The 22062-nt window shown below is 72.7% G+C and carries 23 protein-coding genes and 1 pseudogene; 10 read left to right on the plus strand and 14 right to left on the minus strand.

The window, feature by feature from the left end; translation table 11 throughout:
* Window positions 1–396: 396 nt before the first annotated feature.
* The 10 genes from recA to hutH form a co-directional block, all read right to left on the minus strand.
* Window positions 397–1446 (minus strand): recombinase RecA, encoded by a 1050-nt coding sequence (recA, locus tag E9934_RS05960; protein WP_202977212.1) that lies wholly within the window; start codon window positions 1444–1446, stop codon window positions 397–399.
* A 182-nt stretch (window positions 1447–1628) separates the two neighbouring features.
* A complete protein-coding gene (locus E9934_RS05965) occupies window positions 1629–2954 on the minus strand; it encodes an MFS transporter (protein ID WP_238694804.1) in 1326 nt (441 codons plus the stop codon).
* Window positions 2951–3145: a DUF3046 domain-containing protein gene (locus tag E9934_RS05970; protein WP_136561976.1), complete on the minus strand. Its 195-nt coding sequence runs from the start codon at window positions 3143–3145 to the stop codon at window positions 2951–2953. Before E9934_RS05970 ends, E9934_RS05965 begins: the two co-directional genes overlap by 4 nt.
* Window positions 3142–3696, minus strand: a complete 555-nt coding sequence (locus E9934_RS05975; protein WP_136561977.1) for a DinB family protein — start codon at window positions 3694–3696, stop codon at window positions 3142–3144. The genes E9934_RS05970 and E9934_RS05975 overlap by 4 nt, the downstream gene beginning before the upstream one ends.
* A 99-nt stretch (window positions 3697–3795) precedes the next feature.
* On the minus strand, window positions 3796–4359 hold the full coding sequence (locus tag E9934_RS05980; protein WP_136561978.1) for a DM13 domain-containing protein: 564 nt from the start codon (window positions 4357–4359) through the stop codon (window positions 3796–3798).
* Between the two features lie 55 nt (window positions 4360–4414).
* A complete protein-coding gene (gene hutI, locus E9934_RS05985) occupies window positions 4415–5572 on the minus strand; it encodes an imidazolonepropionase (protein ID WP_136561979.1) in 1158 nt (385 codons plus the stop codon).
* Complete coding sequence (locus tag E9934_RS05990) at window positions 5569–6831, minus strand: formimidoylglutamate deiminase (protein ID WP_136561980.1); 1263 nt, start codon at window positions 6829–6831, stop codon at window positions 5569–5571. Before E9934_RS05990 ends, hutI begins: the two co-directional genes overlap by 4 nt.
* On the minus strand, window positions 6828–8057 hold the full coding sequence (locus E9934_RS05995; RefSeq protein WP_193556872.1) for an allantoate amidohydrolase: 1230 nt from the start codon (window positions 8055–8057) through the stop codon (window positions 6828–6830). The genes E9934_RS05990 and E9934_RS05995 overlap by 4 nt, the downstream gene beginning before the upstream one ends.
* On the minus strand, window positions 8058–9713 hold the full coding sequence (gene hutU, locus E9934_RS06000) for a urocanate hydratase (RefSeq protein ID WP_136561981.1): 1656 nt from the start codon (window positions 9711–9713) through the stop codon (window positions 8058–8060).
* Window positions 9710–11248, minus strand: coding sequence for a histidine ammonia-lyase (gene hutH, locus E9934_RS06005; RefSeq protein WP_136561982.1), 1539 nt, complete (start codon window positions 11246–11248; stop codon window positions 9710–9712). Before hutH ends, hutU begins: the two co-directional genes overlap by 4 nt.
* 80 nt (window positions 11249–11328) lie before the next feature.
* Here hutH and E9934_RS06010 point away from each other — a divergent pair, with 80 nt between their 5' ends.
* On the plus strand, window positions 11329–12087 hold the full coding sequence (locus E9934_RS06010) for an IclR family transcriptional regulator (protein WP_136561983.1): 759 nt from the start codon (window positions 11329–11331) through the stop codon (window positions 12085–12087).
* Here E9934_RS06010 and E9934_RS06015 read toward each other — a convergent pair.
* Both E9934_RS06015 and E9934_RS06020 read right to left on the minus strand, forming a co-directional pair.
* Window positions 12062–12442 (minus strand): VOC family protein, encoded by a 381-nt coding sequence (locus E9934_RS06015; RefSeq protein ID WP_136561984.1) that lies wholly within the window; start codon window positions 12440–12442, stop codon window positions 12062–12064. The two genes, E9934_RS06010 and E9934_RS06015, sit on opposite strands and share 26 nt — an antisense overlap.
* Window positions 12443–12472: 30 nt before the next feature.
* Window positions 12473–13951 (minus strand): N-6 DNA methylase, encoded by a 1479-nt coding sequence (locus E9934_RS06020; protein WP_158294938.1) that lies wholly within the window; start codon window positions 13949–13951, stop codon window positions 12473–12475.
* A 59-nt stretch (window positions 13952–14010) separates the two neighbouring features.
* On the opposite strand from E9934_RS06020, the pseudogene E9934_RS19540 reads away from it, so the two are divergent.
* The 9 genes and pseudogenes from E9934_RS19540 to E9934_RS06055 form a co-directional block, all read left to right on the plus strand.
* Window positions 14011–15291 (plus strand): annotated as a pseudogene (locus tag E9934_RS19540) (nicotinate phosphoribosyltransferase); the annotation flags it as partial.
* Window positions 15292–15306: 15 nt separating this feature from the next.
* A complete protein-coding gene (locus E9934_RS20610) occupies window positions 15307–15909 on the plus strand; it encodes an isochorismatase family protein (RefSeq protein WP_158294958.1) in 603 nt (200 codons plus the stop codon).
* Window positions 15906–16616, plus strand: coding sequence for an NUDIX hydrolase (locus tag E9934_RS06030; protein ID WP_136561987.1), 711 nt, complete (start codon window positions 15906–15908; stop codon window positions 16614–16616). The genes E9934_RS20610 and E9934_RS06030 overlap by 4 nt, the downstream gene beginning before the upstream one ends.
* A gap of 93 nt (window positions 16617–16709) precedes the next feature.
* Complete coding sequence (locus E9934_RS06035; RefSeq protein WP_136561988.1) at window positions 16710–17378, plus strand: class I SAM-dependent methyltransferase; 669 nt, start codon at window positions 16710–16712, stop codon at window positions 17376–17378.
* Window positions 17379–17435: 57 nt separating this feature from the next.
* The gene (locus E9934_RS06040) at window positions 17436–17843 is read left to right on the plus strand and encodes an ArsR/SmtB family transcription factor (protein WP_136561989.1); all 408 of its coding nucleotides are present in this window, start codon (window positions 17436–17438) and stop codon (window positions 17841–17843) included.
* Window positions 17840–18361, plus strand: coding sequence for an SRPBCC family protein (locus E9934_RS06045; RefSeq protein WP_136561990.1), 522 nt, complete (start codon window positions 17840–17842; stop codon window positions 18359–18361). The genes E9934_RS06040 and E9934_RS06045 overlap by 4 nt, the downstream gene beginning before the upstream one ends.
* Window positions 18358–18927: a TIGR03086 family metal-binding protein gene (locus tag E9934_RS06050; protein ID WP_136561991.1), complete on the plus strand. Its 570-nt coding sequence runs from the start codon at window positions 18358–18360 to the stop codon at window positions 18925–18927. The genes E9934_RS06045 and E9934_RS06050 overlap by 4 nt, the downstream gene beginning before the upstream one ends.
* A 41-nt stretch (window positions 18928–18968) precedes the next feature.
* Complete coding sequence (locus tag E9934_RS20425; protein ID WP_275106616.1) at window positions 18969–19094, plus strand: hypothetical protein; 126 nt, start codon at window positions 18969–18971, stop codon at window positions 19092–19094.
* 40 nt (window positions 19095–19134) lie between these two features.
* Window positions 19135–20394, plus strand: coding sequence for an MFS transporter (locus E9934_RS06055; protein WP_136561992.1), 1260 nt, complete (start codon window positions 19135–19137; stop codon window positions 20392–20394).
* 21 nt (window positions 20395–20415) lie between these two features.
* Here the strand turns inward: E9934_RS06055 and E9934_RS06060 are convergent, their stop codons facing one another.
* Complete coding sequence (locus E9934_RS06060; protein WP_136561993.1) at window positions 20416–21537, minus strand: hypothetical protein; 1122 nt, start codon at window positions 21535–21537, stop codon at window positions 20416–20418.
* The gene (locus E9934_RS06065) at window positions 21537–22058 is read right to left on the minus strand and encodes a SigE family RNA polymerase sigma factor (RefSeq protein WP_136561994.1); all 522 of its coding nucleotides are present in this window, start codon (window positions 22056–22058) and stop codon (window positions 21537–21539) included. The genes E9934_RS06060 and E9934_RS06065 overlap by 1 nt, the downstream gene beginning before the upstream one ends.
* Window positions 22059–22062 lie beyond the last annotated feature (4 nt).

A 22062-nucleotide genomic window follows, 5' to 3' on the forward strand; every position in this document is an offset into this window, starting at 1 on the left:
CCGTTGGTCGAGGAGGCCGGCCACGGCCGTCTCGAGACCTCTGTGCCTTGCTGGGCGGACTGTGCTTGCTGTGCGGTCGGCGCCTGCGGCGCCTCCCGGGCCAACCCCCGGCGGCGCAGAGCGGGGACCCCGCCCTCGGCCACCGTCGTTCGCGGCTGACCGTTCTTGCCAGCCGAGGGCACCCCGATGCGCCGGCGGGGGTTGCCCCGTCCGGCACCGCAGGCACCGCTCACCTCCGGTGGTCGAGGAGCCCCGCGAGGGACGAGCGGGCGTCACGAGACCCCTGTGGCCGCCTTGTCGAGGTCCGCACGGGCATCTCGTGACGCTCGCTGGCGCTCACTCCTCGATGACCGACGCTCGTGCAACCGCCCTCGACAGGGCAACACGCTCGGCCCATCAGAAACTGTCGACGCCGATGGGCTCGTCGGAGAGGTCGGAGAGGTCGTCCTCGACGCTGGCGGTGACGCCGAGCTTCTCGAGGATCTTCTTCTCGAGCTCGTTGGCGAGGTCGGGGTTGTCCTTGAGGAAGGTGCGGGCGTTCTCCTTGCCCTGACCGAGCTGGTCGCCCTCGTAGGTGTACCAGGCGCCGGCCTTGCGGACCAGGCCCGCCTCGACGCCCACGTCGATCAGGCCACCCTCGCGGGAGATGCCCTTGCCGTACATGATGTCGAACTCGGCCTGCTTGAACGGCGGCGCGACCTTGTTCTTCACGACCTTGACCCGGGTGCGGTTGCCGACCATGTCGGTGCCGTCCTTGAGGGTCTCGATACGGCGCACGTCGAGGCGGACCGAGGAGTAGAACTTCAGCGCGCGACCACCGGTGGTGGTCTCGGGCGAGCCGAACATGACGCCGATCTTCTCGCGCAGCTGGTTGATGAAGATCGCGGTCGTCTTGGACTGGTTGAGGGCGCCGGTCATCTTGCGGAGGGCCTGCGACATGAGACGTGCCTGCAGACCGACGTGGCTGTCGCCCATCTCGCCCTCGATCTCGGCGCGGGGCACGAGCGCGGCGACGGAGTCGATGACGATCAGGTCGAGGGCGCCGGAGCGGATCAGCATGTCGGCGATCTCGAGGGCCTGCTCACCGGAGTCGGGCTGGGAGACCAGGAGGGCGTCGGTGTCGACGCCGAGGGCCTGGGCGTAGTCGGGGTCGAGGGCGTGCTCGGCGTCGATGAAGGCGACGATGCCGCCCGCCGCCTGGGCGCTGGCCACGGCGTGCAGGGCGACCGTGGTCTTGCCGCTGGACTCGGGGCCGTAGATCTCCACGACCCGCCCGCGCGGAAGACCGCCGATGCCGAGGGCGACGTCGAGGGCGATGGCGCCAGTGGGAATCACGTCGAGGGGGGCGCGGGTGTCCTCCCCGAGGCGCATCACCGAGCCCTTGCCGTAGGCCTTCTCGATGCTGAGCAGGGCGGTGTCGAGGGCCTTGAGTCGGTCGTCAGCCATGGGGATCTCCTGTGAGGGTCGTGGTCGGCCAGGTACGTCGGCGACGCTAAAGGGGGGTCCCGACACAGCCTGATCAGCCGTGCCGTGGGTGTGGACAGCCCACCCCGGCGTCGTACCTGTGGACGAGCGGTGGTCACCGGTCGTCGTGGCTCCAACCTAGACGAACAGGTGTTCGATGCGCGTCAGGCGGCGCGGCGTGTCGTCCCGCTCGACTCGAGGACCGCGCGGGCCGCTGCCCCGAGGACTCCGACGACGAGCACCAGGCTGGCCAGGGCCAGGCCCGGGTAGTCCGCGATGCCGACGATGACGCCGGCCAGTGCACCTGCGACGGCTGCGGTGAGCCCCATGGCGAGGTCGGAGACGCCCTGCACGTCGGTGCGGGCCTCCAGCGGCGCGTGCTCGGCGACCATCGTCGAGGCCGACACCATCGAGAACGACCAGCCGACGCCGAGCAGGAACAGCCCGCCGCTCACCTGCCACGACATGCCGGTCGGCGCGGAGGCGCAGAGGCCGAGCGCCACCAGCAGGATGACTCCCCCGGCTGCGAGGACCTGCGGCCGGCCGAGCCGATCGGCGAGCCACCCGACCAGCGGCGAGAAGCCGAACATCCCGAGCACGTGGCCGCTGATCACCACGCCGATCACCTCCAGCCCCGCGCCGCCGTGCTCCATGTGCAGCGGGGTCATGACCATCACGCCGACCATCGTGGCGTGCGCCAGCGAGAGGCCGGCGATCGCGTGGCCGAGCACCGGACGCTCACGGACGGCCCCGACAGCCCGGCTCCACGACGAGCCACGACCCGGCCCACCGGTCGGACCGGTCAGACCGGGCAGTCCGGTCATCCCGCTGCCGCGCTCCGACTCCGTCACCTGCTGGGCCACCTGCTGGGCCAGCAGGAGGGGGTCAGGACGGAGGAAGGTGCCGACGACGAGGGCGGCGAGCAACATGCCGCCGGCGCCGAGGGCGAAGGGTCCGGTGAGCTCGGGGATGTCGACCGCGTCGGCGAGCGCACCCGCGGGACCGGTCAGGTTCGGGCCCGCGACGGCACCGATGGTGGTCGCCCAGACGACGAGCGACAGCGACCGGGCCCGCCCCTCGCCGGTCGCGAGGTCGGTGGCGGCATAGCGGGCAGCACTGTTGGCGGCGGTGGCAGCGCCGAGCATCACGGCGCCGACGAGCAGCAGCGCCATCGAGCCGACGACCCCGCTGAGCACGGCCGTGAGGCCGCCGGTGGCACCGATCAGATAGCCGGTCACGAGACCCGTACGACGGCCACGGCGCGCCATCACCGGCGCGAGGAGAAACGAGATCACCGCCGCGCCGAGCACCTGCGCGGTCTGCGCGAGCCCGGACATGGCCTCCGAGCCCGACAGGTCGCGGGCGAGCAGCGACGCGGTCGCGATGCCGATGGTGATGCCGACCGCACCGACCGCCTGCGTGAGGACGAGGACCCGGACCGTGCGCCGCTGCACCTGCTGCGTCGACGCGTCCACCGCCAGGCCGGTCACCGCTCGCTCGCCGGCAGGCCGAGCGCCGCCCAGACCGCCCGCCAGACGCGGACCGGGGCGATCCCCGCGTCCAGCGCCTCACGCGCTGTCAGACCGCCGAGCTCGCTCATCACGAACTGGTCGGCCCACACCGGGGCGTAGCTCGCCCCGAGGTGTGCCTCCATCCGCGACCAGAACTCGGTGTGTCTCACTCGCTCATGATCCACCGGACGTCCCAGCGGTGGTGCACCAGGTCGTGCAGGTGGTAGCGGCCGAGGGACTCGACGGTGAAGACGCTGCCGTTGCTGCGTCGACCGGGACGCGCCCAGGTCGCGTCGTCGGCGCCGATGCCGTCGTACGCCGCGGCAGCATCGTCGGCCGCCGCAGCCAGCTGCGACGCCACGAGCGTCGGATCCTGGAGGTCGTAGCGATCGGCCGCGGCGGTCTCGTCCTGGTCCCAGTTGGCGAACTCGGGATCGCTCGCCGCGATCATCTGGCGGACCCGCCCGGCGAACACGCTGTTGACGTCACGGACGTGACAGGCGTACTCGGTCGGGGACCAGACCGGCGGTCGCGGGCGGTCCGCGGCACGGGAATCGGCGAGGACCCTCGACCAGAAGTCGGCGTTGTCCCTGATCGTCTGTCCGATGTCGGCGCGGTCGACCGCGCCGGCGTCGTACCCGCACTCCGGGCAAGCTTCGTCGAGCACCCACGTCCAGTCCTTGGTGTCGGGCTCGATGGGACTGGACTGCTCGGTGGTCATGACTGAATCCTGACGGGCCACGAGTGACGGCGCGAGCGAGATACCGCCAACTGTCGTCGATCGACTGCCGCAGCCGGGCCGGTGGGCAGACGGGCGAGGTCAGGTGATGTCGGCCGTGCCGAAGGCGACGTTGAACCGGTCGCACCAGACGACGACGGACCTCATGTCTGCGAGGTCGGCGTCCTCGGGGATCTCGTAGCTCTGCGCACCGACGTTGCCCTTGAGCTCGCCCAGCCCGACGTGCTCGCCGTCGTCGTAGATGCCCCACGAGTCGAAGCATCCCTCGCAGTCGCCACCACTGCGGCGATCGGTGATCCAGACATGGAGGTCCGGCCCGTTGGACGTCTCGAAGTCGGTCAGGCGCAGGAAGCGGGAGCCGTCACTGCGCAGGTAGATCGTGGCGGTGCCGGTCGTGCCGTGCTCGGCGTCGATGAACTCCGCCGACGCGAGCTCGACGCGCGTGGCCTGCGACCCGTCGGCCGAGGGCGCCTCGGTCTGGGTCAGGCCGGCGCTCGCCGTCCCGACGACGCGACTGTCGTCGTCGGCCTCATCGACCTCGTCGTCGACGAACAGCAGCCACGGCTGGAAGACGAGCATCGCCACCACGAGCACGACGAGCAGGACGCCGCCGATGGACAGCCAGATCGCGCGCTTGCGGCTCATGCCCCCACTCTAGTGCCGCGCGTCAGAAGTCATTGGGCACTTCTGACCCACGCCACTAGGCGGAGCTGGCGGTCCAGGTCCGCGCCACGAGGGGTACGCCGGGACGGTAGGCCAGGTGCACGTGGCTCGGCGCGTCGAGCAGCACCAGGTCAGCCCGGTTGCCGGGCGTGAGGACGCCGACATCGGTCCGGCCCAGTGCCCGCGCACCACCGGCGGTGGCCGCCCACACGGCCTCCGCGGGCGTCATGCCCATCTCGCGGACGGCCAGGGCGATGCAGAAGGGCAGCGAGCTGGTGAAGCAGGAGCCCGGGTTGCAGTCGCTGGCCAGCGCGACGGTCACGCCGGCGTCGATCAGCCGCCGGGCGTCGGGATAGGGCTGACGGGTGCTGAACTCCACGCCCGGCAGGAGGGTGGCCACGGTGCCGGCATCGCGCAGGGCGTGCACGTCGTCGTCGGTCAGGTGGGTGCAGTGGTCGACGGCGACGAGGCCGAGCTCGGCGGCGAGCTGCACCCCGGGGCCGGGCCCGAGCTGGTTGGCGTGCAGCCGCCCGCCCAGACCGGCTGCCTCACCGGCGCGCAGGATGGCGCGGGCCTGGTCGACCTCGAACGCTCCGGTCTCACAGAAGACGTCGATCCATCGGGCGTACGGCGCCGCGGCGGCCAGCATCGGACCGGTGACCAGCTCGACGTAGCCGGCGGGGTCGTCGGCGTACTCGGGCGGGACGACGTGCGCGCCCAGGAAGGTGGTCTCGTCGGTGAACCCGCGGGCGATGCGCAGCGAGCGGGCCTCGTCGTCGACGGTGAGGCCGTAGCCCGACTTGATCTCGACGGTGGTGGTCCCCTGACGCCGCATCTCCGCGACGTGGCGGGCGACGCCAGCGGCGAGCTCGTCGTCGGGGGCCGCGCGGGTCGCGGCGGCCGTGGTGCGGATCCCGCCGGCGCCATAGGACTCCCCCGCCATCCGGGCCTGGAACTCCCCTGCCCGGTCTCCGGCGAAGACGAGGTGGCTGTGACTGTCGACGAAGCCGGGGATGACCGCCCGGCCCTCGGCGTCGAACGCCTCGTCGGCGGCAGGCGCCTGCGCCGTCGGTCCGATCCACGCGACGGTGCCGCCGTCGACCACCAGCGCCGCACCGGCGAACGTGCCGAGCTCGGGGTCGTGGGTGACCAGCTCGCCGATGTTCGTGATGAGGATGCTCGTCGGGTGGTTCACGCCCACAGCCTCTCGACCGCGGTGGCGAGGGCACGGCCGACCCGCCCGTGGTCGCCGTCGAAGACGACCCGGCCGCCGGCGACCACCTGGGTCACGTCGGCGGAGGTCGCGGCGAAGACGGCGGTGTGCTCGTCGGCGCCGGTGCCGGCGGTGCGCGGGCTGGCGAGGTCGAGGGTGACCAGGTCTCCGGGCTCGCCGACGGCGATCCGGCCGGCGGTGCGGGCGAGCAGGTCGGCGGCGGCGAAGCGGCCGCGCTCGCCGGACGCGAGGCGCTCGTCCATCTCCCAGGCGCGCAGCTCCTCGAACGGGTCGATCACCGCCTGGCTGTCGCTGCCGATGCTGAGGCGCACGCCCGCATCGGCCAGCGCGCTGGCCGGGCCGATGCCGTCGCCCAGGTCACGCTCGGTGGTCGGACAGAGGCTGACCTCGGTGTCGGTTTCGGCCAGCAGCCGCATGTCGGCATCGGTCAGGTGCGTGGCATGCACGGCCGTCGCGCGTGGACCGAGGGCGCCCTCCTCGGCCAGGAGTGCCGTGGGCGTGAGGCCGTACGCCGCCAGGCAGGCCTCGTTCTCGACCGGCTGCTCGGACACGTGGGCGTGGAGCTGTCGCCCCTGCAGCGCGGCGACCACGGTCGACATCTGGTCGCGTGGGACGGCCCGCACCGAGTGGATCGCCCCGCCCATCCGGGTCTGGTCGCCATGCCGGATGTCAGCCACCCGCGCGGCCCACCGGTCGGCATCGCCGTCGCCGAACCTGCACTGCGCCGGCGACAGCGGCTGGCCGATGCCACCGGCGAGATAGCAGGTGTCGAGCAGCGTCAACCGGATGCCCGTCGTCTCCGCGGCTGCGACGAGCGCGTGGCCCAGCGCGTTCGGGTCGTCGTACGGCGTGCCGTCGGGCTGGTGGTGGACGTAGTGGAACTCGCTCACCGACGTGTAGCCGGCGGCCAGCATCTCGGCGTAGGTGGCGCTGGCGAGGTCGAAGTAGCTGTCGGGGTCGAGGCGCGCGGCGGCGTCGTACATCTGCTCGCGCCAGGTCCAGAAGGTGCCGCTGGCTCGCTGGGTGCGACCGCGCAGGGCACGGTGGAACGCGTGGCTGTGGGTGTTGGCGAAGCCGGGGAGGGTGAGCCCGCGCAGCGGCGTGGCCGTGCGGGTCGCGTCGGGCTCGACGCTGGTGAACATGCCGTCCTCGATCTCGACGCGCACCGTGTTGCGGACGACACCGTCGACCCAGGCCTTCTCCAGCAGCCAGGCCGTCATCGGCCGACCAGGCCCGTCAGAGTGGCGGCCAGCGCCTCCACCCCGGCCAGGCAGTCGGCCGTCTCCGCGGTCTCCTCCGGCGAGTGTGAGACACCGCTGGGGTTGCGGACGAACAGCATCGCGCTGGCGATGCCGGCGGCCTGCAGGACGCCGGCGTCGTGGCCGGCCTGGGTCGGCAGCACCGGCGCATCCCCGAGGCGGGCGGCGAGCGCGTCCCGCATGACGTCGTCGAAGGCGACCTCGCCGCTGACCGACTCGCGGGTGACGGCCACGGTCGTGCCGTCGCGCTCGGCACGCTCGCGGGCCTGGCGTTCGATCGCAGCGGTGAGCCGGGCCAGCGTCTCGCTCGACTCGGCACGGGCGTCGAGCCAGGCGGTGACGTGGGAGGGCACCGCGTTGGTGCCGTTGGGGCGCACGTCGATCCGGCCGAAGGTCGCCCGCTGACCGGACAGCCGGGCCTGCTTGTTGGCGGCCAGCGCGGTCATCGCGTAGGTCAGCATCGGGTCGGCTCGGTCCTCCATCCGCGTCGTGCCGGCGTGGTCCGCGCGACCCGCGATGTCGTAGCGCCAGCGCCCGTGCGGCCAGATCGCGCTGCCGACGCCGACAGCGGCGTCGCGGTCGATGAGCGCGCGGCCCTGCTCGACGTGCAGCTCGACGTAGGTCTCGACGCCCTCGAGCAGGGCGGAGCCTGCGCCGTCGGTGGGGCCCTCGACCACGTCGCCGAGTCGTACGCCGTCGCGGTCGGTCAGCTGCTGGGCGTCGACCCAGCTCGTGGCGCCGACCGCGAGCCGGGAGCCGAGGCAGGCCAGCCCGAACCGGGAGCCCTCCTCCTCGACGAAGGCCGCGATCCCGAGCCGCCGCGTGGGCTCGATGCCCCGGTCGCGCATCAGGTCGAGAGCTGCGAAGGACGAGACCACACCGAGCGGGCCGTCGTAGGCCCCGCCGTCGAGGACGGAGTCGAGGTGGGAGCCGGTGAGGACGGCGCCACGTCTCGATACGCCGCCTCGTTCCTCGGCGGCTACTCGACGACCGACAGTTCCGTCCCACCAGGCGACGAGGTTGCCGAACGGGTCCTCCTCGACCTCCAGACCACGGGACGCGGCGGCGGAGCGGAACCACGCGCGCAGCTCCAGATCGGCGGAGTGCCAGGGCTGGCGGAAGTAGCCGCCCGAGGAGGCCGAGCGGCCGATCGGCGCGATGTCGCGCCACATCTGCTCGAAGGACATTCAGCCCTCCTGGCTGGGGATCCGCACCCCGCGCTCGGCTGCCACCTCGGCCGCACGGTCATAGCCGGCGTCGACGTGGCGGATGACGCCCATGCCCGGGTCGTTGGTCAGCACGCGCTCGATCTTCGCAGCCGCGAGGTCCGTGCCGTCGGCGACGCACACCTGGCCGGCGTGGATCGAGCGTCCCATGCCGACGCCGCCGCCGTGGTGGATCGAGACCCAGGTGGCGCCGGATGCGGTGTTGACCAGCGCGTTCAGCAGCGCCCAGTCGGCGATCGCGTCGGAGCCGTCGAGCATCGCCTCGGTCTCCCGGTAGGGCGATGCGACCGACCCGCAATCGAGGTGGTCGCGGCCGATCACGATCGGCGCCTTCAGCTCACCGCTGGCGACCATCTCGTTGAACTTGAGGCCGGCGAGGTGGCGCTCGCCGTAGCCCAGCCAGCAGATCCGGGCCGGCAGACCCTGGAAGTGCACCCGCTCCTGGGCCATGGTGATCCACTTGCGCAGCCGCTCGTTCTCGGGGAACAGCTCGAGGATCGCCTGGTCGGTCGCGGCGATGTCGGCCGGGTCGCCGCTCAACGCCGCCCACCGGAACGGCCCAGCTCCAGAGCAGAACAGTGGCCGGATGTAGGCCGGCACGAACCCCGGGAACTCGAAGGCCCGGTCGTAGCCGCCCTTGCGGGCCTCGTCGCGGATCGAGTTGCCGTAGTCGAAGACCTCGGCGCCGGCGTCCTGGAACTCGACCATCGCCCGCACGTGCGCGGCCATCGAGGCCTGTGCCTCCTTGGTGAAGCCGGCGGGGTCCTGCTGTGCGCGGTCGTGCCACTCCACGAAGGGCACGCCGACGGGGAGGTAGGACAGCGGGTCGTGCGCGGAGGTCTGGTCGGTGACGATGTCGATCGGCGCCTTCATCTCGAGCAGGCGCGGGAACACCTCCGCCGCGTTGCCGAGCAGGCCGATCGAGAGCGGCGCGCGCTCGTCGCGGGCCCGGATCGCCAGCTCCAGCGCGTGCTCCAGCGAGTCGGCCCGGACGTCGAGGTAGCGGTGCTCGATGCGGCGCTGGATGCGGGAGTCGTCGACGTCGACGCAGATCGCCACGCCGTCGTTCATCGTGACCGCGAGCGGCTGGGCGCCGCCCATGCCGCCGAGGCCGGCGGTGAGGGTGATCGTCCCCGCCAAGGTCCCCCCGAAGCGCTTGTCTGCCACAGCGGCGAAGGTCTCGAAGGTGCCCTGCAGGATGCCCTGGGTGCCGATGTAGATCCACGAGCCGGCGGTCATCTGGCCGTACATCGTCAGCCCGAGCTCCTCCAGGCGGCGGAACTCCTCCCAGTTCGCCCAGTCGCCGACCAGGTTGGAGTTGGCGATCAGCACCCGCGGCGCCCACTCGTGCGTGCGCATCACGCCCACCGGCTTGCCGCTCTGCACCAGCATGGTCTCGTCGGGCTCCAGGTCGCGCAACGTGCGCACGAGCGCGTCGTAGGCCTCCCAGCTGCGGGCGGCCTTGCCCGTGCCGCCGTAGACGACGAGGTCGGCGGGGTTCTCGGCGTTCTCCGGGTCGAGGTTGTTCATCAGCATCCGCAGCGGGGCCTCGGTCTGCCAGCACTTCGCCGTCAGCTCGGTGCCGGTGGCGGCGTGGATGGGGAGGCGGTCGTTCACTGGAGTTCTCCGATCACGCTGGCGACCGCGGCGGTGACGGCGCGGCCGGTGACGAGCTGGTGGGCGAGGTCGATCTCGGGAGCGAGGAAGCGGTCGGTCCCGGGGCCGCCGACACCGGCGTCGCGGAGCAGGCGGACGACGGCGCCGGTGGCCGGGCTGGGGGTGAGCGGCGCCCGGAGGTCGAGGGCGCGTGCGGCGGTCATCAGCTCGATGGCCAGCACCCGGGACAGCCCGTCGACGGAGCGGCGCAGCTTGCGCGCGGACGACCAGCCCATCGAGACATGGTCCTCCTGCATCGCGCTGCTCGGGATGGAGTCGACGCTCGCGGGCGCGGCGAGGCGCTTGAGCTCGGAGACGACGGCGGCCTGCGTGTACTGCGCGATCATCAGCCCCGAGTCCACGCCCGGATCGTCGGCGAGGAAGGGCGGCAGGCCGTGGTTGCGGGCCTTGTCGAGGAAGCGGTCCGTACGACGCTCGGCGATCGACGCGACGTCGGCAGCCACGATCGCGAGGAAGTCGAGGACGTAGGCCACCGGCGCGCCGTGGAAGTTGCCGTTGGACTCGAGGCGTCCGTCGACGACGACCGGATTGTCGACGGCCGAGGCCAGCTCGCGGGCAGCGACCATCGCGGCGTGGGCGACGGTGTCGCGGGCAGCGCCGTGCACCTGCGGCGAGCAGCGCAGCGAGTAGGCGTCCTGCACCCGGTTGCAGTCGGGACCGCGGTGGGAGGCGACCACGCCGGAGTCGCGCAGCAGCGCGGTGAGGTTGGCGGCCGACAGCGCCTGGCCGGGGTGAGGCCGGATCGCCTGCAGCTCCGGGGCGAACACCCGGTCGGTGCCGAGCTGGCCCTCGACCGACATCGCGGCGGAGACGTCGGCGACCTTGAGCAGGTCGGTGAGGTCGTGGATCGCCAGCACCAGCATGCCGAGCATGCCGTCGGTGCCGTTGATCAGCGCCAGCCCCTCCTTCTCCTGGAGCTGGACCGGCGCCAGTCCGGCGGCCTCGAGGGCGGTGGCCGCGTCGGTCAGCTCACCGTCCGCCGTACGCACGGGACCCTCACCCATCAACGCCAACGCGCAGTGTGCGAGCGGCGCGAGGTCGCCGGAGCAGCCGAGTGAGCCGTACTCGTGCACCACCGGCGTGATCCCGTGCGACAGGAGCGCGGCGAGCAGCTCGGCCGTCTCGCGTCGGCAGCCGGTGTGACCGGTCGCGAGCGTCGAGAGACGCAGCAGCATCAGTGCCCGCACGACCTCGCGCTCCACCTCGGGGCCGCTGCCGGCGGCATGCGATCGGACCAGCGAGCGCTGCAGCTGGGTGCGCAGCTCGGGGGCGATGTGCCGGGTGGCGAGGGCGCCGAAGCCGGTGGAGACGCCGTAGTGGGGGGTCGCCGAGGCGGCGAGGTCGTCGATCACCGCTCGGGCCCGGTCGATCGCGTCGATCGCGTCCGGCCCCAGCTCCACGGCCGCGCCCTCGCGCGCCACGGCCACCACGTCCTCGAACGAGACCGGTCCGGTCCCGACGGTCACTGTCGTCATGCCTCCATTGCAGCCCCCGGAGATGCCGCGTGCCAGCACGTCGTTGGCGAATGCGTCTCGGATACGAGACAGTTGGGGACATGTCCCAGGTCCCCGCAGCGACCCGCGCCCTGCGGGTGCTGCGCTTCCTGGCCGGCCAACCGGAGCCGGTCGCGGTCGAGCGCATCGCACGCGAGGTCGGCCTGCCGCGCTCCTCGACCTATCACCTCCTCCAGGCCATGGCGGACGAAGGCTTCGTGGTGCACCTGCCCGACGAGCGACGCTTCGGTCTGGGCGTCGCGGCCTTCGAGGTCGGCAGCGGCTATGCCCGGCAGGCGCCGCTGCAGCGGCTCGCACGTCGTCCCCTTGCCGCGCTCGTCGACCGGACCGGGCACAGCGCGCACCTGGCCGTGCCGCACGGGCGCGACGTCCTCTACGTCGTCGAGGAGCGCGCACCGGGCCGACCGCCGCTCGTCACCGACGTCGGCGTCCGCCTCCCCTCGCACCTGACGGCGAGCGGTCGCGCGATCCTCGCCCACCTGCCGACCGCACAGGTGCGCGCCCTCTATCCCGACCGCGCCGCCTTCGTCGACCGCACCGGGGTCGGCCCCGGCTCCCCCACCGCCCTGCGCTCCGTGATGGCGGCGACCAGGCAGCGCGGCTACGCCGTCGAGGACGGGGAGGTCACGCCCGGGCTGGCGAGCGTGGCCGCCGCGGTCGTCGATCACAACGGCCTGCCGGTCGCCGGCGTCGCACTGACCTACCCGAGCGACGGCGTGACGGAACGTCCAAGCCGGCAGCTGGCCGAGGAGGTCGTCGCCACGGCCGGCGTGCTCAGTCGGCGGCTCCGGGGTCGGTGACCGGGTTGCCGCCGAAGCCGATCTCGTTGCCGTCGGTGTCCCGGAAGATCACCTTGCGGACGCCGTCGCCATAGGTCTCCTGGTCGGCCGGCTCGACACCTCGCTCCGAGGCCGCGGCCACACGGGCATCCAGGTCGTCGACGAACACCGTCTGGGTGGCGTGCCCGGCCCGCTCCGGGCGCTGCTCGACCACCAGCCAACGGTGGGGAGCCAGTTCCCACACCGCCTCGGTGTCGTGCGCCCGGAAAGTCGGTGGGCCACCCAGCAGCGCCTCGTACCACGGCAGCGCCTGCGCGTAGTCGCGCACGCAGACACCCGCGAACAGCTCGACCCCGTCGGCCAGGAAGTCACCCATGCCGGAATCGACCGCCCTGGTCGCCGGAACTCATCGTCGGATTCGCCCCCACCACCAGTCGTACGACGCCGGGTCGGCGCCATAGGCCGCGGTCATCGCCCGCCCGGTGGCCGCCAGCAGCGGCGGGCGCTCCCCGTCGCGCGCCGCCTGGGCCGACCGCGCCAGCTCGGCACCCTCGGCCCAGGCGCCCGCATCAACGGGCAGTGGGAGCGCAGCCAGCTGGCGCGCGCTGACCTTCACCGATCCCGGCGTGAGCCCGGTGCCGAGGTAGCGGGCGGCGGCGTGCGCGACCACAGGAGGCGCCAGGGTCACGGCGAGGAGCCGCCACAGGTCGGCCGGATCGTGGGGGACGACGCTCAGCACCGGCACCGACGGCAGCCACGCTCCCTCCTCGTCGACGACCGCCTCGATCACCCGGCCCTGGGCGGCGACCAGCAGCTTGGGGACGAGACGCGCATCGGCCCAGCGGGCCAGTCCCCCGTCGGCGCGCAGCGCGGCGAGGTCGACCGACGGGGCGTCGTACGACCGGCGCGCGAAGCGGGTCGAGACGCTTCCCCAGCGCAGCTCGGCCGGATCGACGAGGCCGCTCGTCACCAGCGGCGTGGGGCCGCCGGGGTCGTCCCGGACGAACGGCACGAGCCCGTAGTACTGGTCGCGGAAGTCGGCCGTGCAGGTCGCCAGGTCGCCGACGAGGCCCGCGCCCGCGGGCAGGTCGACCGCGGGGATGTCGAAGGCAGGTGCGGCCAGCGCACCCCAGGCGTCGCGATCGGTCGGCGGGCCGGCACCGAGCCTCACGACCGGCACGCAGGTCAGCACCGGTGTCCCCTCGAAGACGGGCCGCGGCGAGCACCAGAGGTCGGTGACCGCACCGCGCTCGGCGACCGCAGCGCGGACCGGGCCCGCGTCCCGAGCTGCCAGCACCGACAGTGGCTGCACGAGCGCGACCACGCCGCCCTCGTCGACGAGGTCGAGCGCCCGATGCAGGAAGACCGCACTGGTGTCGGTGTAGGCGCCGAGGCCGCGGCGGCTGTCCTCCGACTGTCCGGCGGTACGACGCCGCAGCTGGCCGAGGAACGGAGGGTTGCCCACGACCGCGGCGAACCGGCGTCCCTGCCAGGCACTCAGGCCGTCGGCGACGACGACCTGTGCCGCGATCAGGTCGGCGGGGACGGAGGGGTCCTCGGCGGCCAAGCGTTCGCGGGCGATCCGCACGGCCTCGGGGTCGAGGTCCGAGCCGTGGACGGCCGCGACGCCGACCCGGCGCGCCGCGGCGACGAGGAAATGGCCCGCCCCGCAGGCGGGATCGAGGACGGGGGCGCCCGGTGCGAGGCCGGCCAGGGCGTGGTCGAGCACCCACGCGACGAGCTCGGGCGGGGTGTAGAACGCGCCGCGGCGGCGGCGCTCGTCGCGGCGGGTCGCGAGGGATCGCTCGTGGGCGTCCGCGGCGGCGGCCGTCCGCTCCCGCTCCCCGGACTCGTGCCGCTCGTACGGCTCGCCGGGCTCCCGCATGATGGAACCGTAGATGAGACCTGTTATAGTCAGCATGACTACAACATCGAGGAGTCGAGATGGACCGCACCGGACTGCTGACCGACCGCTACGAGCTCACCATGCTCGACTCCTTCGTCCGCGACGGCAGCGCCGGTCGACCCGCGGTCTTCGAGGCCTTCGCCCGGCGCCTGCCGGAGGGCCGCCGCTACGGGATGCTCGCCGGCCTCGGACGACTGCTCGAGGCGATCGAGGCCTTCACGTTCGACGCCGGCGACATCGCCTGGCTGACCGAGCAGGGGGTCGTGGGCGACGAGACGGCCGCATGGCTGCGGGACTTCCGGTTCCGCGGCGACGTCGACGGCTATCGGGAGGGCGACCTGTACTTCCCCGGCAGCCCGGTGCTGACTGTCACCGGGACGCTCGGCGAGTGCGTGGTGCTCGAGACCCTCGTGCTCAGCATCCTCAACCACGACACCGCGATCGCCAGCGCGGCCGTCCGGATGGTCGACGCGGCAGGAGACCGGCCGATCATCGAGATGGGCGGGCGTCGTACGCACGAGGAGGCGGCTGTCGCCACCGCCCGGGCGGCGTGGATCGCCGGCTTCGCGACGACGAGCAACCTCGCCGCGGGGCGTCGCCACGGCATCCCCACGGCCGGGACCGCGGCGCACGCCTTCACGCTCGCGCACGCCACCGAGGCCGACGCCTTCCGCAGCCAGGTCGAGGCACTCGGCGTCGGCACCACCCTGCTGGTCGACACCTACGACATCGCCGAGGGCATCCGTACCGCCGTCGAGGTCGCCGGCACCGGGCTGGGCGCCGTGCGGATCGACTCGGGCGACCTCGCGGAGGAGGCCGTCAAGGCACGGGCCCTGCTCGACTCGCTCGGCGCGACCGCGACCCGCATCGTCGCGACCAGCGCCCTCGACGAGTTCGTCATCGCCGCGCTGGCCGACGCCCCGATCGACGGCTACGGCGTCGGCACCCGGGTCGCGACCGGCTCGGGCCACCCGACGGCGAGCATGGTCTACAAGCTGGTCGCCATCGCCGACGCGCCCGGCGCACCCCTCCGCCCGGTCGCCAAGAAGTCCAAGGACAAGGCCTCGGTCGGTGGGCGCAAGCACCCCTTCCGGGAGTACGACGCCAACGGGCACCTGGTGGCCGAGTACTTCGTCACCGGCGACGCCCACCCCAGCCCGGGCAGCCGGCCCGCCCAGGTGCCCCTGGTCCGCGGTGGCCGGACCGTCCACCATCCCACCCTGACGGCGGTGCGCACCCACGCGGCGACCAGCCTCGCCACGCTGCCGCCGGAGGCGCGCACGGTCGCCGCCGGTCCACCCCACCTGACCACCGCACTGAGAGAGGAACCCGTCATGGAGCCCGTCATTGGCAACGCCGCGAAGCGAGCACTGATCGTCGTCGACGTGCAGAACGACTTCGTCGAGGGCGGCTCGCTCGCCGTCACCGGCGGCCGCGAGGTCGCCGGCCGGATCAGCCGGCACCTCGCCGAGCACGCCGGCGACTACGCCGTGGTCGCCGCGTCGCGCGACTGGCACCACGCCGGCGACACCAATGGCGGCCACTTCCCCGAGCCGGGCGTCGATCCCGACTACGTCACGACCTGGCCGGTCCACTGCGTGCAGGGCGCGCCGGGCTCGGACTACGCCCCGGAGCTCGACACGGGCGCGGTGACCCACCACGTCGTGAAGGGCATGGGCGTGCCGGCGTACTCGGCCTTCGAAGGGGTCACCGACGCCGACGAACGGCTCGAGGACGTCCTGCGTGCGGCCGGGGTCACCGAGGTGGACGTCACCGGCATCGCGACCGACCACTGCGTGCGCGCCACGGCCCTCGACGCCCGCGCGGCGGGCTTCGAGGTCACCCTGCTGGACGGCCTGCACGCCGGCGTGGCCCCCGAGACGTCGGCCGCCGCGCTCGAGGAGCTCGCCGCGGCCGGAGTGGCGGTGCCGCGATGAACCACCCGCATCCCCCGTTCGCGGTGGCCGTCGACCTCGCGATCTTCACCATCCGCGACGGAGCCCTCGCCGTCCTGCTGATCGAGCGCGGCGAGGAGCCGTTCGCCGGGTCGTGGGCCCTGCCCGGCGGCTTCATCGAGCCCGAGGAGGACGCCGAGCAGGCGGCGTGGCGCGAGCTGCGGGAGGAGACCGGGGTCGACCGCTTCCCCGGCCACCTCGAGCAGCTGCGGACCTACTCCGCGCCCGACCGCGACCCACGGCAGCGAGTCGTGTCCATCGCCCACGTCGCGCTGGCGCCCGACCTGCCGGAGCCGCAGGCCGGCACCGACGCCGCGGACGCCCGCTGGTGGGTCGTCGACGACCTCCTGGGCGAGGGCACGAGCCCGGACACCCCGGTGCTCGCGTTCGACCACCGCCAGATCCTGACCGATGCCCGCGAGCGGGTGCGCGCCAAGCTGGAGTACACGACGCTCGCCACGGAGTTCGTCGCCGAGCCGTTCACGCTCCCCGAGCTGCGCCGCGTCTACGCGGCCGTGTGGGGCACTCCCCCGGACCTCGGCAACTTCCGCCGCAAGGTGCTCGGCACCGAGGGGTTCGTCGTCGCGACCGACGGACGCGGCTCGGCGACCGAGGCCGGCGGCCGCCCTGCGTTGCTCTACCGGCGCGGCCCGGCGACCGTCGTCCAGCCGCCGATGACCCGCGGCTGACCCGCGTCGACTTCCGACGCCCGGCTCCCATCGCGTGAGAGCCTGCACGCAGGCGGTCGGGGAGACGGTCGCCGCGTCGACGGAGGTGCACACATGTCGGACTCGTTGTCCCGAGCGGCCGATGCCCTCGAAGCCCGGGGCGTGATGCTCGGCGGGCCTCGCGCCAACTTCGGGCTCGCCGGGCGCAAGCAGCTGATGGCACTGCTGCACCACGGCATGGGCACGGATGCGAAGGTGCTCGACATCGGCTGCGGCTCGCTGCGCGCCGGCCACCTCCTGGTTCGCCTGCTCGACCCCGGCTGCTACTTCGGCATCGAGCCCGACCGCGAGATGCTCCGAGCCGGCATCGAGGTGCTGCTGGGCGAGGAGCTCGTGGCCGCCAAGCGCCCGACCTTCTCCGAGCACGACGACTTCTCGATGACGCAGTTCGGCGAGACCTTCGACTACTACCTGGCGCGATCGATCTGGAGCCACGCCTCCAAGCCGCAGATCGAGGCGATGCTCGACGGCTTCGTCGCGACCTCGGTGCGGGGCGCCACCTTCCTCACGTCCTACTACCCCGCAACCGAGGAGCGTCCCGACTACGACGGCGCGGAGTGGGTGGGCCGCAGCCACGAGTCGGTCGAGCAGGGCACGATCGCACACGACCTCCGGTGGATCGCCCGAGCGTGCCAGGCGCGGGGACTGCGGGTCGAGGAGGCCCGCGCCGCGGCGATCAACTTCGGCGCGCAGACCTGGCTGCGAATCCGCTACGCCCGCTGAGCACCTTTCTCAACCCGAAGGTTGACAAAGGCCCGAGGCCGACGTTTACTCAACCTCATGGTTGAGCAAGACGACCGACTGTCGCGGGTCTTCGGCGCCCTCGCCGATCCCACGCGGCGCGACATGGTGGCCCGCCTCGCGGCGGGCGACGCGACCGTGGGCGAGCTCGCGGCGCCGTACGACGTGTCCCTCCAGGCCGTCTCCAAGCACCTGAAGGTGCTCGAGGAGGCGGGACTGGTGCGGCGCAGTCGTGACGCGCAGCGACGGCCGGTGCACCTGGACGCGGAGGTGTTCGACCTGATGACGAAGTGGATCGAGAGATACCGCCAGCAGGCCGAGGAGCGCTACCAGCGCCTCGACCAGGTCCTCGCCCGGATGCAGGGCGCAGGCACCGACGACACCGCGAGCGCCGACAGGACCGTCAGCGCCGACATCCCCCACGAGCAGCGAGGAGCAGCAGGATGAGCACCACCCACACCCAGAACCACGCCCAGCGCCACCCCGGCACCACCATCGAGGCCGACCCCGACGTCCCGACCGTGCGGATCGTGCGCGAGTTCGACGCCCCGCGCGAGCTCGTGTGGCGCGCCCACGTCGAGCCCGACCTCGTGAAGCAGTGGATGGGTCCGCACTCCATCGGCATGGACATCGACGTGTGGGACCTGCGCACCGGCGGTGAATACCGCTACACCGCCACCCGCGACGGCGAGGAGGTCGCCCACTTCTACGGCGCCGTCCACCGGGTCGACGAGCACGAGCGGATCGTGCAGACCTTCGGTTTCGAGGAGATGCCGGAGGCCGTCAGCCTCGACACCCTCTTCTTCCACGAGCTGCCCGACGGCCGCACCCGCCTGGAGGCGCTGTCGGTCGTCTATGACTTCGAGTCCCGCGCCGGCATGCTCGCCAGCGGCATGGAGGTCGGCGTCAACGAGGGCTACGACGCCCTCGACGACCTCCTGGCGGGCCTGAAGGCCGACGAGTGAGCGCGCCCTCCCCCGCCGACGACCACCGCGCGAGCGCCGCCGTCTTCGCCGAGCGGGTGCGCGGCGCAGGCGACTGGGACGCCCCCACCCCGGTGCCGGCCTGGCAGGCCCGCGACGTGGTGCGTCACCTCGTCGAGTGGTTCCCCGGCTTCCTGGCCGGCGGCAGCGACCGCCGACTGCCCGAGGTGACCTCCGTCGACGACGACCCCGTCGCCGCCTGGGAGCAGCACACGGCCGGCGTCCAGGCGATCCTGGACGACCCGGACGCCGCGAACGAGAACTTCGCCCACCCCCACCTGCCGGCGATGCCGCTGACCGAGGCCATCTCGCAGTTCTACGTCGCCGACGTCTTCATGCACACCTGGGACCTGGCCCGCTCGACCGGCCAGGAGGACCGGCTCGACGAGGACCGCTGCCGGGCGATGCTCGAGGGCATGGAGCCGATGGACGAGATGCTGCGCTCCAGCGGCCAGTACGGACCGCGGATCCCCGTCGCCGAAGACGCGACGTGGTGCGACCGGTTGATGGGCTTCATCGGCCGCGATCCCTCCTGGCGCCCGCGTTAACTCGGTCGATCGACGTCGGCGGGCCGTTCTAGCCTGACGTCATGGCGTACGACGAAGCCCTGGCCCAGCGCATCCGCGACCTGCTCCACGACGAGCCCGCCGACGACGTGCTCGCCGCATGGGTGGAGCGCGGGGCGTCGTACGCCGCGACCCTGCCCGCCGAGTGACCAGGTTTCGACGCGTCGCCGCGCCCTCGCGGAGGACTGCATGGTGAGCTTCTGGGCGGCCCTGTCGACCGAGGGACGCTGGCTGCTGTCCACCGTCGCGATCCAGACCCTCGGGCGCGGCCTGACCCTGCCGTTCACGCTGATCTATCTCCACGAGGTGCGCGGTTTCGATCTCGGCCTGTCCGGGACCCTGATGGCGTTGATCGCCATCGTGGGGCTGCTGGTGACCGGTCCCGGTGGCGCCCTCACCGACCGCTACGGCGCCCGCGCGGTCCTGCTGGCCGGCATCACCGCGATGATCGCGGGCAACGTCCTGCTCGCCTTCGCGACCACGCCACTGGCGGCTGCCGTGGCGCTGGTGCTGATCGGCTTCAACTTCGGGGTGTCCTGGCCGGCGTTCAACGCGTTGATCGCGGCGGTGGTCGACGGTGACCTGCGCCAGCAGTACTTCGGGATCAACTTCGCCCTCGTCAACCTCGGCATCGGGGTGGGCGGGATCGTCGGTGGTCTGTTCGCCGACGTCGACCGGCCCGAGACCTTCACCTTCATCTTCCTCGGCGACGCCGCCTCGGGACTGATCCCCCTCACGCTGCTGCTGGTGCCGTTGCGCCACGTCCATGGCCGCGCCGAGCGGCCGGCCGACCTGGATGCGCCGGCGGCCAGCTACCTGGCGATCCTGCGCGAGCCGGCCGTGCGGTGGCTCGCGGCGCTGACGTTCGTGGCGATGTTCATCGGCTACGGCCAGCTCGAGGCGGGGCTCCCCGGCTACGCCCGTCAGGTCGCCGACGTCTCGACCCGCACCGTCGGCCTGGCCTTCGCGGTCAACACCGCCGTGATCGTCGTGCTGCAGTTCTCGGTCCTGTCACGGATCTCGGGCCGGATGCGCACCCGGGTGATGATCGTGATGGCGGCCGTCTGGGCCGTGGCGTGGGGGTTGATCGGACTCGCCGGACTCGCCCCGGGCGGCGCCGTGGCGATCGTGGGGATCCTCGGCTTCATGGCGGTCTTCGCGCTCGGCGAGACCATGCTGCAGCCGACCGTCCCCGCGATGACCAACGACCTCGCCGACGACCACACCCGTGGTCGCTACAACGCGATCAGCGCCGCCGCGTTCCAGTGCGGTGCCATCGCCGGCCCGGTCGTCGCGGGTTTACTCCTCGAGCAGGACCTCGCCGGCCTCTACGTCGCCCTGATGGTGCTCGGCTGCGCGGCCATCGCCGTCATGGCCCTCGTGCTCGAGCGGCACGTTCCCGACTCCGCCAACGGGGCGACGCCCGTCGCCGAGCGCCCGACGTCGTGAGGCTCTGACCCGGAGTCGGGGTCAGAGCGTTCCGGTCCCGCCGAGTCCCGGGAAGCCGCCGTCCTCCGCACCCAGTTCTCCGATGACCTGCCGCTCCCCGGTGGTCGGGTCGATGGTGATGATCGGGTCTCCCTCGCCGGGCTGGTCGACCTCGCCGTCGAAGTGGCCCTCGCGCACCACGACGAGCGGTCCGCTCCAGCCCAGCAGCTGGTCCGCAGCGGTGACGTCGAGCCGGGTCCGCCGGCCGGTGGTGAGGTCCTCCACGAAGATCGCGGACGCCGCGTCGTCGACGTAGGCGATGCGGCCGTCGGCCGACCAGGCCGCCGTACCGCTGACCGGCACCTGCGCCACCGGGCTCGTCGTACCGTCCGCCTCGACGGCCACGACCGTCGAGCGCTCGGTCTCGCCGTCCCAGAGGATCGGACCGGAGGGTGCCATTCCCGCCCAGACGAGACCGCCGGTGCTCCACGTCGCGGCGCCGGTGTCGCTGCGCCAGATCCTCGGCGCCGCTCCGTCGTGCCAGAAGAGCCGGCCGGCGCGGTCCCATCCGGCGAGTACCTGGACCTCCCAGACGGGCTCCTCAACCGCGAAGCGGTCGACGAGCCGGCCGGTCACTGTCTCGTGGATCTCGATGGTGTCGCCGCTGACCGGGCCAGTGACGGAGGCGATCAACCGACCGTCGTCCGACACCTCGGCCGACAGGACGTCGTCGAGCCACGAGACGGGCTCGAGCTCATCGCCGACCAGGCGCGACCAGTGCTCTGCGCCGCGGTCGTCGACGGTGACGACGTAGACCTCGTCGCCGCCCGCGATGACACCGGTGGCGTCCGTCGGCACGCTGACGTCCCCGACATGGAGGACACCGCCGCTCAGGTAGGGCAACTCGAGGGCCGGCCGCCGGTCCTCATCGGGTACGACGGTGGGCCGCTCGGTCGGCCGGCGTCCCTCGTCGTCGCGGGCGACGACGGCGAGCGGGATGGCGACGGCGGCGACGGCCGCGGCGACGAGTGCGACCACGACCGCGCGACGGGAGCGTCGTCCCGTCGACGTCGGATCGCGCAGGACATCGGGCAGCGGGGGCACCTCGACGGCAGTCGCACGGTCGGCGAACATCCCGGAGAGATCGCGCTCGAGGTCGTTCATCACGACACCTCCTCGGTGGGCTGGGGCTGGGAAGCGCGCAGGGCGCGCAGGGCCGCTGAGGCCTGTGACTTCACGGTGCCGGCGGAGATGCCGAGCGCGGACGCGATCTCGGCCTCGGAGAGGTCCTCGTAGTAACGCAGGACGAGGACGGCCCGCTGCCGGGGCGGGAGCTGCTGGACCTGCTCCCATAGATCGAGCCGGTCCGCACTGGCCGCGGATGGATCGACGGTCAGGGTCGGGACCGGGAGGAGGTGCTGCCGGGCCCCACGTCGGGCGCCCTTGCGGCGCTCGCCCAGCAACTCGTTGAGCAGCATCTTGCGGATGTAGGCATCCGGGGAGTCGGCCCGTTCGACCCGTCGCCACTGCGTCATCACCTTCACCAAGGTGGTCTGCAACAGGTCCTCTGCCGCGCCGGCCTCCCCGCACAGCAGGTGCGCGGTCCGGAACAGCGCGGCCCAGCGGGCGGTCACGTAGTCCTCGAAGCTGTGCCACGCCGGTCGAGGGGTGTCGGGGTTCGCCATCGTG

This window comes from Nocardioides caeni (genome assembly GCF_004912195.1).
Taxonomy (GTDB): domain Bacteria; phylum Actinomycetota; class Actinomycetes; order Propionibacteriales; family Nocardioidaceae; genus Nocardioides; species Nocardioides caeni.

Bases quoted from the DNA above. Each gene is read 5' to 3' on its own strand.
- E9934_RS05990 (WP_136561980.1), bottom strand. From the start codon at position 6,831: ATGACGGCCTGGCTGCTGGAGAAGGCCTGGGTCGACGGTGTCGTCCGC.
- E9934_RS05980 (WP_136561978.1), bottom strand. From the start codon at position 4,359: ATGAGCCGCAAGCGCGCGATCTGGCTGTCCATCGGCGGCGTCCTGCTC.
- E9934_RS06010 (WP_136561983.1), top strand. From the start codon at position 11,329: ATGTCCCAGGTCCCCGCAGCGACCCGCGCCCTGCGGGTGCTGCGCTTC.
- E9934_RS05975 (WP_136561977.1), bottom strand. From the start codon at position 3,696: ATGACCACCGAGCAGTCCAGTCCCATCGAGCCCGACACCAAGGACTGG.
- E9934_RS06015 (WP_136561984.1), bottom strand. From the start codon at position 12,442: ATGGGTGACTTCCTGGCCGACGGGGTCGAGCTGTTCGCGGGTGTCTGC.
- E9934_RS06060 (WP_136561993.1), bottom strand. From the start codon at position 21,537: ATGAACGACCTCGAGCGCGATCTCTCCGGGATGTTCGCCGACCGTGCG.
- E9934_RS20425 (WP_275106616.1), top strand. From the start codon at position 18,969: ATGGCGTACGACGAAGCCCTGGCCCAGCGCATCCGCGACCTGCTCCAC.
- E9934_RS20610 (WP_158294958.1), top strand. From the start codon at position 15,307: ATGGAGCCCGTCATTGGCAACGCCGCGAAGCGAGCACTGATCGTCGTC.
- E9934_RS06055 (WP_136561992.1), top strand. From the start codon at position 19,135: ATGGTGAGCTTCTGGGCGGCCCTGTCGACCGAGGGACGCTGGCTGCTG.
- E9934_RS06020 (WP_158294938.1), bottom strand. From the start codon at position 13,951: ATGCGGGAGCCCGGCGAGCCGTACGAGCGGCACGAGTCCGGGGAGCGG.
- E9934_RS06045 (WP_136561990.1), top strand. From the start codon at position 17,840: ATGAGCACCACCCACACCCAGAACCACGCCCAGCGCCACCCCGGCACC.
- E9934_RS06040 (WP_136561989.1), top strand. From the start codon at position 17,436: ATGGTTGAGCAAGACGACCGACTGTCGCGGGTCTTCGGCGCCCTCGCC.
- E9934_RS06035 (WP_136561988.1), top strand. From the start codon at position 16,710: ATGTCGGACTCGTTGTCCCGAGCGGCCGATGCCCTCGAAGCCCGGGGC.
- E9934_RS05995 (WP_193556872.1), bottom strand. From the start codon at position 8,057: ATGTCCTTCGAGCAGATGTGGCGCGACATCGCGCCGATCGGCCGCTCG.
- E9934_RS06065 (WP_136561994.1), bottom strand. From the start codon at position 22,058: ATGGCGAACCCCGACACCCCTCGACCGGCGTGGCACAGCTTCGAGGAC.
- recA (WP_202977212.1), bottom strand. From the start codon at position 1,446: ATGGCTGACGACCGACTCAAGGCCCTCGACACCGCCCTGCTCAGCATC.
- E9934_RS06030 (WP_136561987.1), top strand. From the start codon at position 15,906: ATGAACCACCCGCATCCCCCGTTCGCGGTGGCCGTCGACCTCGCGATC.
- hutH (WP_136561982.1), bottom strand. From the start codon at position 11,248: ATGACGACAGTGACCGTCGGGACCGGACCGGTCTCGTTCGAGGACGTG.